The sequence below is a fragment of the Pseudomonas sp. DF5 genome (assembly GCF_058148225.1).
In genome coordinates, this window is record NZ_JBYVYM010000004.1 from 46,053 (window position 1) to 63,387 (window position 17,335).

General features: G+C 58.9%; 13 protein-coding genes. 5 read left to right on the plus strand and 8 right to left on the minus strand.

The genetic code is table 11. The annotated features are described in order from the left end of the window. Positions 1–164: 164 nt before the first annotated feature. Together AC30D7_RS05115 and AC30D7_RS05120 are read right to left on the minus strand one after the other, a co-directional pair. The gene (locus AC30D7_RS05115) at positions 165–1,091 is read right to left on the minus strand and encodes a TIGR02285 family protein (protein ID WP_490133311.1); all 927 of its coding nucleotides are present in this window, start codon (positions 1,089–1,091) and stop codon (positions 165–167) included. After that, positions 1,072–2,271, minus strand: coding sequence for a CaiB/BaiF CoA transferase family protein (locus tag AC30D7_RS05120; RefSeq protein ID WP_490133312.1), 1,200 nt, complete (start codon positions 2,269–2,271; stop codon positions 1,072–1,074). The genes AC30D7_RS05115 and AC30D7_RS05120 overlap by 20 nt, the downstream gene beginning before the upstream one ends. A 149-nt stretch (positions 2,272–2,420) precedes the next feature. On the opposite strand from AC30D7_RS05120, the gene AC30D7_RS05125 reads away from it, so the two are divergent. From AC30D7_RS05125 to AC30D7_RS05135, 3 genes are all read left to right on the plus strand, one after another. Continuing rightward, a complete protein-coding gene (locus AC30D7_RS05125; RefSeq protein WP_205887323.1) occupies positions 2,421–2,963 on the plus strand; it encodes a YaeQ family protein in 543 nt (180 codons plus the stop codon). Positions 2,964–3,029: 66 nt separating this feature from the next. Next, on the plus strand, positions 3,030–4,739 hold the full coding sequence (recJ, locus tag AC30D7_RS05130; RefSeq protein ID WP_490133313.1) for a single-stranded-DNA-specific exonuclease RecJ: 1,710 nt from the start codon (positions 3,030–3,032) through the stop codon (positions 4,737–4,739). A 269-nt stretch (positions 4,740–5,008) separates the two neighbouring features. Then, positions 5,009–6,115 carry an NADH:flavin oxidoreductase/NADH oxidase gene (locus tag AC30D7_RS05135; protein ID WP_490133314.1) on the plus strand — a complete coding sequence of 369 codons (1,107 nt, stop codon included), beginning with the start codon at positions 5,009–5,011 and terminating at the stop codon, positions 6,113–6,115. 206 nt (positions 6,116–6,321) lie between these two features. On the opposite strand, the gene AC30D7_RS05140 is transcribed toward AC30D7_RS05135, so the two are convergent. Next, a complete protein-coding gene (locus AC30D7_RS05140) occupies positions 6,322–7,947 on the minus strand; it encodes a glucan biosynthesis protein D (protein ID WP_490133315.1) in 1,626 nt (541 codons plus the stop codon). A gap of 413 nt (positions 7,948–8,360) precedes the next feature. Here AC30D7_RS05140 and AC30D7_RS05145 point away from each other — a divergent pair, with 413 nt between their 5' ends. Further along, positions 8,361–8,546, plus strand: coding sequence for a hypothetical protein (locus tag AC30D7_RS05145; RefSeq protein WP_007940616.1), 186 nt, complete (start codon positions 8,361–8,363; stop codon positions 8,544–8,546). A gap of 88 nt (positions 8,547–8,634) precedes the next feature. On the opposite strand, the gene AC30D7_RS05150 is transcribed toward AC30D7_RS05145, so the two are convergent. From AC30D7_RS05150 to ydcS, 5 genes are all read right to left on the minus strand, one after another. Next, positions 8,635–10,059, minus strand: coding sequence for a gamma-aminobutyraldehyde dehydrogenase (locus tag AC30D7_RS05150; protein WP_490133316.1), 1,425 nt, complete (start codon positions 10,057–10,059; stop codon positions 8,635–8,637). 158 nt (positions 10,060–10,217) lie between these two features. Further along, positions 10,218–11,042, minus strand: a complete 825-nt coding sequence (locus AC30D7_RS05155) for an ABC transporter permease (protein ID WP_018926693.1) — start codon at positions 11,040–11,042, stop codon at positions 10,218–10,220. Continuing rightward, positions 11,032–11,976, minus strand: coding sequence for an ABC transporter permease (locus tag AC30D7_RS05160; protein ID WP_019581622.1), 945 nt, complete (start codon positions 11,974–11,976; stop codon positions 11,032–11,034). The genes AC30D7_RS05155 and AC30D7_RS05160 overlap by 11 nt, the downstream gene beginning before the upstream one ends. Before the next feature lies 1 nt (position 11,977). After that, the gene (locus AC30D7_RS05165; RefSeq protein WP_490133317.1) at positions 11,978–13,015 is read right to left on the minus strand and encodes an ABC transporter ATP-binding protein; all 1,038 of its coding nucleotides are present in this window, start codon (positions 13,013–13,015) and stop codon (positions 11,978–11,980) included. Positions 13,016–13,120: 105 nt separating this feature from the next. Next, positions 13,121–14,272 carry a putative ABC transporter substrate-binding protein YdcS gene (gene ydcS / locus AC30D7_RS05170; protein ID WP_490133318.1) on the minus strand — a complete coding sequence of 384 codons (1,152 nt, stop codon included), beginning with the start codon at positions 14,270–14,272 and terminating at the stop codon, positions 13,121–13,123. A gap of 385 nt (positions 14,273–14,657) precedes the next feature. On the opposite strand from ydcS, the gene AC30D7_RS05175 reads away from it, so the two are divergent. Continuing rightward, positions 14,658–17,330 carry a hypothetical protein gene (locus AC30D7_RS05175; protein ID WP_490133319.1) on the plus strand — a complete coding sequence of 891 codons (2,673 nt, stop codon included), beginning with the start codon at positions 14,658–14,660 and terminating at the stop codon, positions 17,328–17,330. Positions 17,331–17,335 lie beyond the last annotated feature (5 nt).

The following is a 17,335-nucleotide window of genomic DNA, read 5'->3' on the forward strand; positions in this document are numbered from 1 at the left end:
TTTGTGGGAACCTTCCTGCGCCAAGGTCAGTCAGACCATGTAACGGCAGGATCAAGCATTGTGCTCCGGTGCTTGTAGCTTGCTGCTACGGGTCTGTCATACAGGCCACGTTTAACCCCGAGTTGTCTCCCCACTTCTCGGGGTTTCTTTTTGCCTGCGATTTGTCATTGCGTGGCCTGATGCTCGAAAAAGGCCTTGGTTTCTTCCAGGTAATTCTTGCGTCTTTGCGGGTCGAGCCAGTCGGCATACAACGGGTCCAGGTGCTCGCGGGGCAGGGCGCGCAATAGTCGGTTGATTTCACTGATCGCCTGTCGACCCTGGGGCGTATTCGAGCAACCGATGTACACGGGCATGTAGTTGCCCGTGCCTTTGACCGGGTAGAACTCCAGTTGCTCATCGGCCAGGTTTTCCTGATGGGCCTGATAGCGGATTTCCGGCCAGTAACCCAATACCACCTGCAAACGACCCAGGCGTTGCATCTGCAGCAGGCTGCCGAGGGCGTCATTGCCATAGTGGGGCGTCAGCGCGCCGGCTGGCGCCTGTTGCAGCAGTGTGTCGAGGAACTCACCGTAACGGCGCTCGGCGATCACACCGACTTTCTGTCGACCGCTGGCCAACAGGGCCGCCAGATCGACTTCACCGTTGGAAAGAAACGGCTCCAGCACCGACCGATCTTCACGTCGGATCACCAGCCCATTGCTGACCACCCGGAAGGCCGGAATGGAATACGTGATCCATTGTTCGCGCTCCTTGCTCCAGACCAGCGAGGGGTCGCAGGTAAAGGATTCTTCGTGAAGCATCTGCATGCCGCGGGCGCGATTGACCCGTATCAGGGTGTGTTCGTACTGCGGCATACCGGCGATCAGCAGGGGCATCAGTTGGTCGATAACGCCCTGGCCTTTTTTCGGACCTTCGAAGATTGTCAGTGGCGGCAGGTCGCGCAACAGCCAGAACAAATGCTCCTTAGGTTGCGCCAGGGCCGGGGATATCAGGCCCGACAACAGCCCGAGCGCCGCCAGCAGGCGCCCGATGCCGGCGTAATCGAGGACAGATGAAAGCAGGCGATTCAGCTTAGATGGCCCCGTCTTCACGCAGTCGTGCGATCTGTGCCGGGTCGTAGCCCAGATCGTGGAGGACTTGCGCATTGTGTTCACCCAACTGCGGCCCGACCCATTCCGAGGTGCCGGGTGTCTCGGAAAGCTTCGGTACGATGCCGGGCATCTTGAAGTCCTTGCCGTCGGGCAGCTTGGCTTGCAGGAACATTTCCCGGGCCAGGTATTGCGGATCGCTGAGCATGTCTTCGGCGCTGAAGATCCGGCTGGCGGGAACGTCGGCCTGGTTCAATTGCTCGATCACTGCGTCCAGCGGCAGTGAGTTGACCCAACGATCGATCACCCCGTAAATCTCGTCGCGACGGCTGTCACGCCCGTCGTTGCTGGCCAGCACTGGGTCGTTGGCCAGATCCTCGCGGCCGATGATCAGCATGAATCGCTTGAAGATCGCATCGCCGTTGGCGCCGATCTGCACGTGTTTGCCGTCGGCGCTGGTGTGAATGGAGGAGGGCGTGATGCCCGGCATGATGTTGCCGGTGCGTTCGCGGATGAAGCCGAACACGTCGAACTCCGGGACCATGCTTTCCATCATGGCGAAGATCGCTTCGTACAGCGCCACGTCCACCACTTGGCCCAAGCCACCGTTGACCTCGCGATGACGCAAGGCCATCAGTGCGCCGATCACGCCCCAGAGCGCGGCAATCGAGTCGCCGATGGAAATCCCGGTGCGCACTGGCGGCCGGTCCTCGAACCCGGTGATGTAGCGCAGGCCGCCCATGGACTCACCGACCGCACCGAAGCCCGGCTGATCTTTCATGGGGCCGGTCTGGCCAAAGCCCGAGAGCCGCACCATCACCAGTTTCGGGTTCAGTGCGTGCAAAACTTCCCAACCCAGGCCGAGCTTTTCCAGCACGCCGGGGCGAAAATTCTCGATCAGGATGTCCGCTTCACTGAGCAGCTGTTTCAGGATCGCCAGGCCATCGGGGTGTTTCAGGTTCAGGGTCAGGGATTTCTTGTTGCGCGCCTGAACGAACCACCACAGCGAGGTGCCTTCATACAACTTGCGCCATTTGCGCAACGGATCACCGCCGTCCGGTGACTCGATCTTGATCACTTCGGCGCCGAATTCGCCGCAAATACGCGAGGCAAACGGCCCGGCAATCAACGTACCCAATTCGATGACTTTCAGACCCGAGAGCGGTTTATTGGAGAACGGCATGCGAAATCCTGTAGGACAAAGGCTGAGCGAATGCAGCGTTTTATCATAGGCCGACATCCATCGCCCAAAGTTGATTCGCCTTCAATTCGTTGATTGCCCTCTTGCATCGGTTAGACTTGCCGCCTTTCCCCGTATCAAGAAGCCCGTTCATGGCCCAGCCGTCCACGACCTACAAGTTTGAACTGAACCTCACCGACCTCGACCGCAGCGTCTACGAGAACGTGAAGCAGACCATCGCCCGTCACCCTTCGGAAACCGAAGAGCGCATGACCGTGCGGCTGCTGGCCTACGCCTTCTGGTACAACGAGCAGCTGTCTTTTGGCCGCGGTCTGTCAGACGTGGATGAGCCGGCGCTGTGGGAAAAGAGCCTGGACGACCGTGTCCTGCACTGGATCGAAGTCGGCCAGCCAGACGCCGACCGCCTGACCTGGTGCTCGCGCCGCACCGAACGCACCAGCCTGCTGGCCTACGGCAGCCTGCGTGTCTGGGAAGGCAAAGTGATCCCGGCGATCAAGACCCTGAAAAACGTCAACATCGCCGCCGTGCCCCAGGACGTGCTGGAAACCCTGGCCAAGGACATGCCGCGCGTTATCAAGTGGGACGTGATGATCAGCGAAGGAACGATTTTCGTCACCGACGACCGTGGTCAGCACGAAGTCCAGTTGCAATGGCTGGCCGGCGAACGCGGCTGATTATTCGCCGCTTGGCCGCGTCACCCGGTTTTATCCTACGTATTCAAGAGAAGCACCTGTCACCCCATGCGCATCGAACCTCGCCTGTTGCCCGACACCCTGCCATTCCTCGGTGATATCCCACCGCTGCTGACCCGCCTTTACGCGGCGCGGGGCGTGCAGTCCGAGGCTGAACTGGACAAGAGCCTGGCGCGGCTGATTCCGTTCCAGCAGCTCAAGGGCATCGAGGCGGCGGTGGATTTGCTGGTGACGGCGCTGGAGCAGCGTCAGCGGATTCTGATCGTTGGCGACTTCGATGCCGATGGCGCGACGGCCAGTACCGTGGGCATGTTGGGGTTACGCCTGCTGGGCGCGGCGCATGTCGACTATCTGGTGCCCAACCGCTTCGAGTACGGCTACGGCCTGACCCCGGAAATCGTCGAAGTGGCGCTGACCCGCGAGCCGCAGTTACTGATCACCGTGGACAACGGCATTTCCAGCGTCGAAGGCGTGGCGGCGGCGAAAAAGGCCGGGCTCAAGGTGCTGGTCACCGATCACCACTTGCCCGGCGACGAACTGCCGTTAGCCGATGCCATCGTCAATCCGAACCAGCCGGGTTGCGAATTCCCGAGCAAAGCCCTGGCCGGTGTCGGGGTGATTTTCTATGTATTGATGGCCCTGCGTGCGCGTTTGCGCAGCCTGGGCTGGTACGAGAGCAAGGCGCAGCCGAACATTGGCGAATTGCTCGACCTGGTGGCGCTTGGCAGCGTCGCCGACGTGGTGCCGCTGGATGCCAACAACCGGATTCTGGTGCATCAGGGCCTGGAGCGAATTCGCGCCGGGCGCGCCCGCCCGGGGATCAAGGCGATCCTTGAAGTGGCCAAGCGTGATCATTCGCGCATCACCTCCACTGACCTGGGCTTTATCCTCGGCCCGCGTCTGAACGCGGCAGGGCGGCTGGATGACATGAGCCTGGGCATCGAGTGCCTGCTCACCGAAGACGCTGGCGCCGCCCGTGAAATGGCGGCTCAGCTGGATGGCATGAACCAGGACCGTAAATCCATCGAGCAGGGCATGCAGCGCGAGGCGCTGGCCCAACTCAAGGATCTGCCGGTGGAATCGATGCCGTTCGGCCTGTGCCTGTTCGATCCCGAGTGGCACCAGGGGGTGATCGGTATCCTCGCCTCGCGTATGAAAGAGCGCTATTTCCGTCCGACCATTGCCTTTGCCGATGCTGGCGATGGCCTGCTCAAGGGCTCGGGGCGTTCGGTTCAGGGCTTTCACATTCGCGATGCCTTGAGCGTGGTCGCGGCGCAACATCCGAACCTGATCAGTAAATACGGCGGCCACGCCATGGCGGCCGGCCTGACCTTGCCGGAAGCGAATTTTCCGTTGTTCGCCGAAGCTTTCGACGCCGAAGTGCGCAGGCAAATGCGTGAAGAAGACCTGACCGGGCGACTGCTGTCAGACGGCACCCTGGCGGTTGAGGAGTTTCACCTGGAACTGGCTCGCGCCCTGCGCCACGCCGGGCCTTGGGGCCAACACTTCCCGGAGCCGCTGTTTCACGGGGTGTTCCAGTTGGTCGAGCAGCGCGTGGTTGGCGAGCGGCACCTCAAAGTGGTGCTGAAGAGCGAATGCGGCTCGGTGAAGCTGGATGGCATCGCCTTTGGTATCGACCGGGACATCTGGCCGAATCCGACCATCAAGTGGGTCGAATTGGCCTACAAGCTCGACCTCAACGAGTTTCGTGGGAACGAGACTGTGCAGTTGATGATTGCCCACATCGAACCGCGTTAAGCCCTTCGCGGGCAAGCCCGCTCCCACAGGATTTGCGTAAACCCTGTGGGAGCGAGGCTTGCCCGCGAAAGCGATTTCCCTCACACCGAATCTCTCTGAACCCTCCCTGATCCCGCGATGTCGACTAGGCTCTAAGCACTGCTTGATTATCCTTGTGACGTCTTGTCGAATTTTTTGCCCGCGGGGGCGGGTGCTGCACCTTTTTCCTGTCACTCGTCGACTATTCAAACAGAACCCTGGAGCCTGCCCACTGATTTGAGAGGTGCCCCATGAGTCTGCTGCTTGAACCCTATACCCTTCGTCAATTGACCCTGCTCAACCGCATCGCGGTGTCACCGATGTGCCAGTACTCCAGCGTCGATGGGCTGGCTAATGACTGGCATCTGGTCCATCTCGGCAGCCGCGCGATCGGCGGCGCGGGTCTGGTATTCACTGAAGCCACGGCGGTCACCGCCGACGGGCGTATCACCGCCCAGGACCTTGGTCTCTGGAATGATCAACAGATCGAACCCCTGCAACGTATAACCCGTTTCATCGCCGCCCAAGGCGCTGTCGCCGGCATCCAGTTGGCCCACGCCGGTCGCAAGGCCAGCACGCATCGGCCGTGGCTGGGCAAACATGGCAGCGTCAAGCCGGAAGATGGCGGCTGGACTCCGGTCGGCCCTTCGCCGATCGCCTTCGACCCCCAGCACACACCGCCCAAGCAGCTCAATGAGAGTGAGATCGCCGAGGTCATTCAGGCCTTCGTCGAGTCGGCCAAACGGGCGCTGACCGCCGGTTTCAAAGTGGTCGAAGTGCATGCCGCCCATGGTTACCTGCTGCATCAGTTCCTTTCGCCCCTAAGCAATCAACGGCGCGATCTGTACGGCGGTTCGTTCGAGAATCGCATCCGGCTGGTGCTGCAAGTCACCGAAGCGGTGCGGGCCGTGTGGCCTGAAGAGTTACCGGTGTTTGTGCGGGTATCGGCCACCGACTGGGTGGAAGACGGTTGGAACCCCGACGAAACCGTGGAGCTGGCGCGACGCCTGAAAGACCTGGGTGTGGACCTGATTGACGTTTCGTCGGGCGGTACGGCGGTAAATGCCGAAATTCCTACAGGGCCCGGTTATCAGACCCGTTTCGCCGAGCGGGTACGCAAGGAGTCAGGTATTGCCACCGGCACCGTCGGCATGATCACCGAGCCGGCCCAGGCCGAGCATATTCTGCGCACCTGTCAGGCCGACATCATCTTCCTCGCCCGGGAATTGTTGCGTGATCCGTATTGGCCGCTGCATGCCGATGACGATCTGGGTGGGCACAAGGCGATCTGGCCGGCGCAATACCAACGGGCCACCCATCGTGACCAGCCGATTCATGAATCGGATTTGCGTGATTGAATGCGGCTGTAAGACCAAAAAAGCCCCGGTCGTGTTGACCGGGGCTTTTGCATTTTTGTGTCGAGAGGTTTGTCGGCTGTCCTGCCGCCTTCGCGGGCAAGCCCGCTCCCACAAGGATCGGCGGCGTACACAAATTTTGTGAACAACCCCATCACTGTGGGAGCGGGCTTGCCCGCGAAGGGGCCGGTTCAGGCGCCCACTTACCGTCAGGTGTACTTACGCTTATCAGGCGCAGGCGGGAAATACTGGTACAACCAGGTTTCACTCAACGTGCGGTCATTGGTGCGAATGAACAACCGCAGCTCCACCGGCGCCACGCTGTCATTGGTCGGGTACCAGTCGAAGGTGATTCGGTAGCCCTTGATGTCATCGAGCACCAGCACGTTGAAATCCTTCACCTGACCGTTCGAGCAGGTCACCACCGGTTCGATCCCCGCGCCTTCGGGCAAGCGGTCCAGCCCGCCGCCGGTGAAGTCCACGGCAAAGCGGCGTGCCCAGACTTCGGGGTAATGTTCACCTGGCGCCCAGCCTTCGACGAAGCCACCCATGCCCGAACGGGTCGCATTGACCCGTGCCAGCGGCGTACCCGTCGGTGGCAGGGCGCTCCAGTAGAGTTTGTAGCCGTAGTTCAGGGAGTCACCGGCCGCGACCGGTTTTTTCGGCGTCCAGAACGCGACGATGTTGTCCAGGGTTTCGCCGGTCGTAGGAATTTCCAGCAAATCGATAGAGCCTTCGCCCCACGCGGTTGTAGGTTCTACCCACAGGCTCGGACGCTTGCTGTACCAGTCGACGGTGTCCTGATAACTGTCGAATTCATGGTCGGTCTGCACCAGGCCGAAGCCTTTCGGGTCGGTGTCGGCGAAGGCGTTGAATTGCAGGGTGGCCGGGTTGTTCAGCGGACGGCAGATCCACTCGCCGTTGCCGCGCCACATCGCCAGGCGATCGGAGTCGTGGATTTGCGGGTGAATGGTGTCGCACATACGGCGCTCGTGGGTGCCGCAACTGAACATGCTGGTCATCGGTGCGATACCCAGTTGCTCGATGGCGGTGCGGGCATTGACGTGGGCGTCGACTTCCATCACCACGCGTTCGGCCTGGCAATCGATGTCAAAACGGTAGGCCCCGGTGGCGCTCGGCGAATCGAGCAGGGCGTACACCACGAAACGGGTGCTGTCCTTGCCCGGTGTCTCGAACCAGAACTTGGTGAAGTCCGGGAACTCTTCGCGCTTCTTGGCGTAGGTGTCGATCGCCAGGCCGCGGGCCGACAAACCGTACTGGCCGGTGGCGTCTACCGCACGGAAATAGCTGGCGCCGAGGAACGACAAGACGTCGTGCTGATCCAGCTCCGGGGCCTTGAATAGCTTGAACCCGGAAAAGCCCAGGTCGCCCTTGAGCTGCTGGGTATCGACGGTGGTTTTTTCATAATTGAACAGCGACGGGCGGAAATGCACCTCGCGCGCCAGTCGAGTCTTGGGATCGACGCTGTACATGCGCACCGGCTGCTTGAAACCCATGCCGACGTGGAAGAACTGTACGTCCAGCTGACCTTTCAGATCCTTCCACAGTGAGTGATTGCCGTCGTAGCGGATCGCGTTGAAGTTCTGCGGCGTCATGGTTGCCAGCGTCGGCGGCAGCACCTGTTTGGTGTCCTGATACGGCTTGCCGGCGAGCAGTTTGGCCTGGCTCTTCAGCGCTTCGAAGTCGAACGCCTGAGCATCGCCATCGGCAGTGCCGCTACCGGCCCAGGCGTTCGCGGCCAGCAGGCCGGTGGCCGAGAGACCGGTGTAAGCCGCGATGGCCATGGACGCTTTGAGCAAATTCCTGCGGTGCATAAGTACAACCTGTCGTGAACAATCCCGCGCCGTTCCTGGCACGTGCTGGATCAGAAATAACGGTTCGGACATGCCTTCGGCCAAACGCAACGGACTTTAGAGCAGATGCCAATAAGCTTAAACCGTTCAGTTGCAGAGCAAAAATGATTGAAGGCACCGCGACAGCGCGGCAATGAAACAAGACATGTCAGGTAACGTTTCTCACAGCACTTTCTGATTTATAGGGCATATCTGCTTTTTTCGACTAATTACTCTAAAAACCGCTTTTCAGCGCCGATTTAATTTCTATTCTATGGACATGACCGGTTTCGGCCCTTCAGGCCGGTGGGTTCAGCGGGCGTAAGGCGACCCTCTGAAAGTGATAGGGCGATGCGGTTTTGCAGTTTTCTCTGACGTATAGAAGGACATCGTCCATGTCGAAAGTACAAGGCATCACTGAAATGTTGGGACTCTTTCCCTGCCTGGCCACCGGGCGGCGAAGGCGTCGGCTCAGTTCGGAGGAGTTGAAGTTGGTGGAGCGCTATCGCGAGCTGTCGGAGAGTGACCGGATTGCGATGCGCTATCTGGTGGATGCGATGAGGAGTGTTTCGCGGTTTTGAGGTGTAAAGGCTTTGTCCGTTGAGCAAAAGATCGCGGCCTGCGGCAGCGCTTACAGGAGAACTGCCGCAGGCAGCGATCTTTTTGCTTTTAATGCTTGAACATCACATGCCGCACAACCGTGTAATCCTCCAGTCCATACATGGACATGTCCTTGCCATAACCGGACAGTTTCTGACCACCGTGCGGCATTTCGCTGACCAGCATGAAGTGGGTGTTCACCCAAGTGCAGCCGTACTGCAGGCGTGCAGACAGGCGATGGGCGCGGCCGACATCTGCGGTCCAGACTGACGATGCCAGGCCGTAGTCCGAATCGTTGGCCCAGGCCAGGGCCTGCGCTTCATCGGTGAATCGGGTCACCGATACCACCGGCCCGAATACTTCGCGGCGCACGATCTCGTCGTCCTGTTGTGCGTCGGCCAGCACTGTCGGTTCAAAGAAGAAGCCATTGCCTTCCACTGGCTTGCCGCCGGTGATCAAACGAATGTGCGGTTGCGCCATGGCCCGCTCGACAAACCCGGTTACGCGGTCACGATGTTGCGCGCTGATCAATGGGCCAAGCTCCGTCGATGGATCATCCTGCAAGCCGTATTTGAGGCTGCTGACCGCGGCGCCGAGCTTCTCGACGAAGGTGTCATAGATGCCTGCCTGAGCGTAGATGCGGCAAGCGGCAGTGCAGTCCTGCCCGGCGTTGTAGAAACCGAAGGTGCGAATGCCTTCCACGGCGGCGTCGATGTCGGCATCGTCGAAGATGATCACCGGCGCCTTGCCGCCCAGTTCCATGTGCATGCGTTTGACGCTGCCGGCGGTGCTGGAAATGATGTTCGAGCCGGTAGCGATGGAGCCGGTCAGCGATACCATGCGCACTTTCGGGTGGGTGACCAGCGGGGTGCCGACTGTAGGACCACGACCGAACACCAGGTTAAGCACACCAGCCGGGAAAATCTCCGATGCCAGTTCTGCCAGGCGCAGGGCGGTCAGCGGGGTTTGTTCCGATGGCTTGAGCACCACGGTATTACCGGCGGCCAGGGCCGGGGCGACTTTCCAGGCGAGCATCATCAGCGGGTAGTTCCATGGCGCGATGGAGGCAATCACGCCCACCGGGTCGCGGCGGATCATCGAGGTGTGGCCGTGCAAGTATTCACCCCCCAGCGCGCCACCCATGCAACGGCTGGCCCCGGCGAAGAATCGGAACACGTCGGCAATCGCCGGGATCTCGTCGTTCAGCGCGGCGCTGTAGGGTTTGCCGCAGTTGTCCGACTCGAGTTTGGCCAGCTCTTCGCCATGGGTTTCGATGATGTCGGCGAGTTTGAGCAGCAACAGTGAGCGTTCTTTCGGCGTGGTTTGCGACCAGCCTTCGAAGGCGCTATCGGCGGCGCGCACGGCGGCGTCGACCTGGTCTTCGCTGGCTTCGTTGATTTCCACCAGTACGCGACCGAGGGCGGGGTTGAACACGGCTTGGGCGGGGCCGTCGCCGGCGACCAGTTGGCCATTGATCAAGAGTTTGGTTTGCATGGCTTTGTCCTCCGAAGCTGTTGTTTTCCCTCTGTGGAAACCGAATCTCTGTAGGAGCGAGGCTTGCCCGCGAAGCTTTTGACGTTCTTGAGGACGCCTTCGCGGGCAAGCCTCGCTCCTACAGAATCCGCTTCCCACATTGGGAAATGAGTTGTCAGTTATTTTCCGCCACTACCCGCAACACTCTCCCCACCACGGGTCAGGTAATACGCGCCGAGAATCGGCAACATGGTCACCATCATCACCAGCATCGCCACGACATTGGTCACCGGCACGTCCCGAGGGCGGCTGAGCTGGTTGAGCAGCCACAACGGCAAGGTGCGTTCGTGGCCGGCGGTGAAGGTGGTGACGATGATTTCGTCGAACGACAGGGCAAACGCCAGCATGCCGCCAGCCAGCAACGCCGAGCCGAGGTTCGGCAGGACAATGTAGCGGAAGGTCTGCCAGCCGTCGGCGCCGAGGTCCATCGACGCCTCGATCAAGCTATATGACGTGCGGCGTAACCGGGCGATGACGTTGTTGTAGACGATCACCACACAGAAGGTCGCGTGACCGATCACGATGGTGAATACCCCCGGCTCGATCCCCAGCGTCTTGAAGGTCGCAAGCAGCGCGATCCCGGTGATGATCCCCGGCAATGCGATCGGCAGGATCAGCATCAGCGAAATACCTTGCTTGCCGAAGAAGTCCCGCCGGTACAACGCCGCCGAGGCGAGGGTGCCGAGGATCAACGCAATCAGCGTGGCGATGGCGGCGATCTGCAGCGACAGCTTGATCGCCTCCAGTACGTCGGGCCGCGAGAACGCCACGGCGATCCACTTCAGGGTGAAGCCCTTGGGCGGAAAGCTGAACGCCGCGTCTTCGGTGTTGAAGGCATAGAGGAAGATGATCAGGATCGGGAAGTGCAAGAACAGCAACCCGCCCCAGGCGGCGATGCGCAGGCCCAGGGACGCCCGGTCTTGAGAGGAAGAATCAGAGCGCATCGAAGGCTCCCAGACGTTTGACGATGGACAGGTAAATGGCGATCAGCACGATCGGCACCAGCGTGAAGGCTGCCGCCATCGGCATGTTGCCGATCGCCCCTTGCTGGGCGTAGACCATGCTGCCGACGAAGTAGCCCGGCGGGCCCACCAGTTGCGGCACGATGAAGTCGCCCAGCGTCAGTGAAAAGGTGAAGATCGAACCGGCCGCGATGCCCGGAATCGACAACGGCAGAATCACTTGCATGAAGGTCTGACGCGGTTTGGCACCCAGGTCCGCCGAAGCTTGCAGCAAGGACGGCGGCAGGCGTTCCAGTGAGGCCTGGATCGGCAGGATCATGAACGGCAGCCAAATATAGACAAACACCATGAACCGCCCCAGGTGCGAGGTCGACAGGGTGCTGCCACCCACTCCCGGCATCCCGAGTACGAACTGCAACACCGGCTCCAGGTTCAGGTACTGAACGAACCACTGGGCCACGCCGCCCTTGGCCAGCAGCAAGGTCCAGGCATAGGCCTTGACGATGTAACTGGCCCACATCGGCATCATCACCGCGATGTAGAAAAACGCCTTGGTGTTGCCGCTGGTGTAGCGCGCCATGTAGTAGGCGATCGGGAAGGCCACGATTGCACTGGCGATCGACACGACGATGGCCATGCTCAGGGTGCGCAGGATGATGTCGAAGTTCGATGGCTGGAACAGCGCTGCGAAGTTCGCCAGCGTCAGGTCGGGGGTGACCGTCATGGTGAAGTCATCGAAGGTGTAGAAGCCTTGCCACAGCAGGGTCAGCAGCGAGCCGAGGTAGATCGCGCCAAACCACAGCAACGGCGGCACCAGCAGCAGCGACAGATACAGGTTCGGTCGCCGGTACAGCAGGTTGGAAAACCGGCGCAGCGGCGAGCCGTTGGCCGGGGTGCGAGAGATCACGCTGTCCATCTCATACCCCGCCTACAACATTGTCGTGCAGGGGAATCATCGCCTCGCGTGCCCAACGAGCGCTGATACGCTGCCCGGCCTGATGTTGCGCGCTGGCGTCCAGCCACTGGACGTTGGCCTGGCTGATGTTCAGGGTCTGACCGTTTTCCAGTTTCAACTCATAGCGGGTGGAGCTGCCTTGATACTGGATGTCATGCAGCACGCCGCTGACTTCGATTTCATGGCTGGCCAGCGGGCCTTCGGCGAAACGCACATGTTCCGGGCGGATCGAAAACGGTTGTGGATTGCCGCTCAACTGCCGGGCCAGATCACCGCGGATCACGTTGGACGTGCCGACGAATTCGGCGACGAAGGTGGTTGTCGGCTTCATATAGAGCTGACGTGGCGTGTCGACCTGTTCGATGCGCCCCTTGTTGAACACCGCCACGCGGTCGGACATCGACAACGCTTCGGTCTGGTCATGGGTGACGAAGATGAAGGTGATGCCGAGCTGGCGTTGCAGCTTCTTCAGTTCGCCTTGCATTTGCTCGCGCAGTTTCAGGTCCAGTGCCCCGAGTGGTTCGTCGAGCAACAACACGCGAGGGCGATTGACCAGCGCGCGGGCCAGGGCCACACGCTGGCGTTGGCCGCCCGACAGCTGCACCGGTTTGCGCTTGCCGTAGCCGTTGAGGGCGACCATGTCGAGGGCTTCTTCGGCCCGTTTGTGGCGTTCGGTCTTGCCGACACCTTTGACTTTCAAACCGTAGGCGACGTTGTCGAGTACGTTCATGTGCGGGAACAGCGCGTAATCCTGGAACACGGTGTTCACGTCGCGTTGATACGGCGGCAGCCCGGCGGCCTCGGCACCATGAATCCGGATGGAACCGGTGCTTGGCTGTTCGAAACCGGCGATCAAGCGCAGGCAGGTGGTTTTGCCTGAGCCGGAAGGGCCCAGCATGGAAAAGAACTCGCCGTCTTGGATGTCGATGGAAACCCGGTCAACGGCCTTCACCTCACCGAACTGACGGGATACGTTGGTGAACTGGACTGCAAGCGTCATGGGGGTGGTGCTCCAGAAATTGACTCTTTGAAAACATCGCGAGCAGGCTCGCTCCCACAGTTGATCGCCTTCCATTGTGGGAGCGAGCCTGCTCGCGAAGAGGGCCTAACGACCTCCCATAATCGCGATGTAGTCCTGGGTCCAACGGCTATATGGCACGTACTTGCCACCCTCAGCCTGCGGGGTTTTCCAGAAGGCGATCTTGTCAAACTGGTCGAAACCGTTGGTCTTGCAACCCTCGGCCCCCAGCAGTTCGCTTGCCTTGCACGCCGCCGGGACCGCCGGCAGCGAGCCGAACCAGGCGGACACATCACCCTGGACCTTCGGTGTCAGCGACCAGTCCATCCACTTGTAGGCACAGTTCGGGTGCTTGGCTTCGGCGTGCATCATGGTGGTATCGGCCCACCCGGTGGCGCCTTCTTTGGGGATGGTTGAGGCGACTGGCTGTTTCTCGTTCATCAGGCCATTGACTTGATACGGCCAGGAACTGGAGGCCACCACGCCTTCGTTCTTGAAGTCACTCATCTGCACGGTGGTGTCGTGCCAGTAGCGGTGGATCAGCTTTTGTTGACCGCGCAGTAGATCGAGCACGGCCTTGTACTGTTTTTCGTCGAGCAGGTAAGGGTCTTTGATGCCCAGTTCCGGCTTGGCGGTTTTCAGGTAGAGCGCCGCATCCGCGATGTAGATCGGGCCGTCATACGCCTGCACGCGGCCCTTGTTGGATTTGCCGTCGGGCAGCTTCTGCTCTTCGAGTATCACGCTCCAACTGGTCGGCGGCTGTTTGAACACGTTGGTGTTGTACATCAGCACGTTCGGACCCCATTGATAGGGGGTGCCATAAGTTTGCTTGTCGACCACATACCACGGCGCATCCTTCAAGCGTGGATCGAGATTTTTCCAGTTGGGGATCAATGCCGTGTTGATCGGCTGGACACGCTTGCCGGCGATCAGGCGCAGGGAGGCATCGCCGGACGCCGTCACCAGGTCGTAACCGCCCTTGGCCATCAGGCTGACCATTTCATCGGACGTACCGGCCGTCTTGACGTTGACCTTGCAGCCGGTTTCCTTCTCGAAAGCGTTGACCCAGTCGTAGGCCTTGTCACTTTCGCCCCGTTCGATATAGCCGGGCCAGGCAACGATATCCAGCTGACCTTCGCCGGTACCGACGGCTTTCAGCGGTTCGGCGGCCTGCAGGCTGGCGCTGGCCAGAAGCGCCGTGGCGATTGCACTGAGCAGTGCGGTCTTGTGTTCGAACATGGGGTTTCCCTCTTCTGTGATTAGGGTCGGGACAGCGTTGAACGGGGTCGTTCGCCATGAATGGCTTGTTATTAGCGTAGTGCGGTTTGCGGGAGGTTGACTGAGGCCGGGCTGCGTTGTGGATTTACCCAGCCTAGTGCCCGGTTTCGCAGTCGACAAATCTTCAAGGCGGCATTTGATGAAATAGATCGCGCGGGTGAATTCGCGCCCGACACTCAAACCCGCCCCCGTGTACAGGGCGGCGGGGTTTGTTTTCTCGCGCGCGACCATTCATCGCAAAACAGCGGCTACCTGTTATTTCTGACAGTAGCCACGCCTTCGAGACCGCGGTTTGATACCGCTATCCCCGCGGCCTTTCGCGGTCTGTCGACAAGGAGCGTGTGCGATGACTGATCTTTCTAGTGATTCCGCAACCCTGGCGCTTTCAGTAGCCAAAATTGAGGGGGCAACGCCAGACGTCAAATGGGAAGACCCGACTGTTGGAGAGCCGCTTGTAGGTGTGCCATTAAGGCTCACGGCGGCCGGGAATCTGCTGGTAGTAGTGGATCCACCATTTCCTGAGGCGGATTCTCTGACACTTCATCTCAATGGCAATGTCACGCCCATTGATGCTCCTTCGACGATCGATCCAGCGACGAAACGCACTGTTTTCAACGTCCCCAGAGCTCTGCTTCGCGAGGGTCTCCAATTTTTCCATTATGTAGCCCATCGCGTCAGTGGCAATTCTGAGGAGTCACCCAAACTGTGGGTGCTATACAGCAGGAGTCGCCCGGGCGGCCTGGACCCGATAGCCGACGACAATGACATCCACGAGGGGTTGGGTCTCGATTTACCGGAAGCGATAAAGAAAAAGGGGGTGGGTCCGGAAGAGGCCGCACGAGGTGTACCACTGACCGTGTCTTACCCTTTTGCAAAACTCCACGATGTCGTGACGGTGGACTGTAACGGTTATACGTTCAAATACACCGTAACCAACGCTGATCTCAACGGTGCGTTCGACATTCCTATCCCGCAAGCCGCTTTCATCGGGGGCGGTAATAGTAAGGATTTCCAGATTTTTTATACGGTACAGGACCAATTGGGGAACGGTACCCAGAACTCACTGCCGTCGCCGACCCTGTCGATCATGGTCGACCTGACACCCAAAGAAGAAGTTCCACCTGCTCCTTTCGTGCCGGCGCTGGTAGGCAATGTGATCTTTCCCATCAAACATACGACCGGGTTCATTGTTCGGGTCGATTGGGCTGCAGGTTTTAAAACGGGCGATAGAGCCAAATTGGTGGTGACCGGGGGAAGCGCGGGAGTCGGGACACCGGTATTCGGATTCATTAACTTCAATACCAACGATCGCGCCAATTTTCAGCTCACACCGGCGTTCATTCTGGCCAACGGGAACAAGGAGGTGGCATTTAAGTGGGTCTTGTTGCGCGATGGTAAGGAGACGGACTCTGAGACGCTGTCCCTTAAAATAGAAAGCGTCAACGTGACGGATCCGAACTTTCCGGCACCGGAAATTGTTGAGGCTTACGGGACGGACTCCGTGGACCTGCGAGCGTTTACAGGCGATGCACGGATCGTCTGCGCGCCCTGGCCTTTGATCGGCCTGGGGCAAAAGTACTGGCTGCACGTGCTGGGGACCGGCACAGACGACAATCCCAAAACTGTCGCGATCGCCGTGGGCAACACCTTGACGGCGCTGGAGATCCAGAACGGGCTCGACCATGTGCTCCCCCGCAAAGAGCTGGAGCTGTTCAAACCGGGTAATCAATTGAGGGTTCGGCTACGGGTGGATTTCTACCCCAATGAAAACGCTGACACGATCGTGACCTTCACGTTGAAGCGCTACACGCTGGTGACGGCAGGGATGAAAGCTACGCTGGAGTTCCTCAATGCGCCTTATCGCGTTGCGCCGCTGGGGCGTCTCACCGACATCGAATTGAAACTGGTGAATGAAAATGGAGACTTCATCAAAGAGGCGAAGGTGTATCTGACCATTCCAAACAACTTTAAATATGCAGATGGCAGTACGGGACGGCGTGAGTTCAAGACGAGTTTGTTTGGTGAGTTGAAGATAGGGGGTATTACTGGGACGGATGCTCCTTCGACAGCTTACACAATCAAGGCCGAATATGATGGTAAAGTGGTGAGTGCGGGGTTGAATGTAACGGCGAGGGGGAAGGTAGGTAACTTTGAAGTTGGTTTTATTTCAAGTCCTATCACTGTTAGTCCAGACGGTACCAAAATATTTGCGATAAAACCGTCGAATACAGATGGCAAATTAGTAGTCGTTGATGCCCAGAGCTTGCAGGTATTGGGTACGCCTCTGGAAAAGCTGAATGGATATCATGTTGCCATTAATCCTGATAGTAATCAGGTTTTTATAACTAGTAGTTATAATTATGGTGCGATAAATCTGAACTTGGCAACTGGGGAGCAAACTTTTATTAGGTTGGCACTCTATAATTGGAGCGGTTGCGTTTGGGGGTGGGAAGGTGTTGATGTATATGCTTTGTCCAATTCAGCGTTGACAAAAATCGATACCATATTAAAACTTGATAAAGTTTTGTTGAGTAAGAGTGGTGTTTCTCAAGGGCCAGTTCTGCTCAGTCCCGACGGTCGGCGTGTATTTGTCTTTGGAGGTTATTATTCGGATGGTTGTAGAATAAGAAGTTTCAATACATATACTGGTGCGGTCGTTGAAGGAAGTTCTGAAATGAGTGGGGTGAGAGGGTTTGCAGTCAGTCTGGATGGAAATCGCATTTATCTCAGTCTTATCCACCTTCAACAAGTCAAAGTTTTTGAATCCATGCATTTTTCCGAAATTCGTTCGGTCAATACTTTCAAGCCGGGTGTTATGACCCTGAGTCCCGATAGCCGATTACTTTATGTTGCCAGCGAGGATGCAAAAGTGAGGGTTTTCGATACCGTGAGTTTCCAGGTGGTCAAGACTTTTGATGTTGCAAGTGACCCGAAAAGCCTTGCCCTCAGCCCTGATGGTTCGCGCCTCTATATAGCCTATAAAACCAAAACGATTATCACGGTTATTCAGGTCGAGTAGCCTGC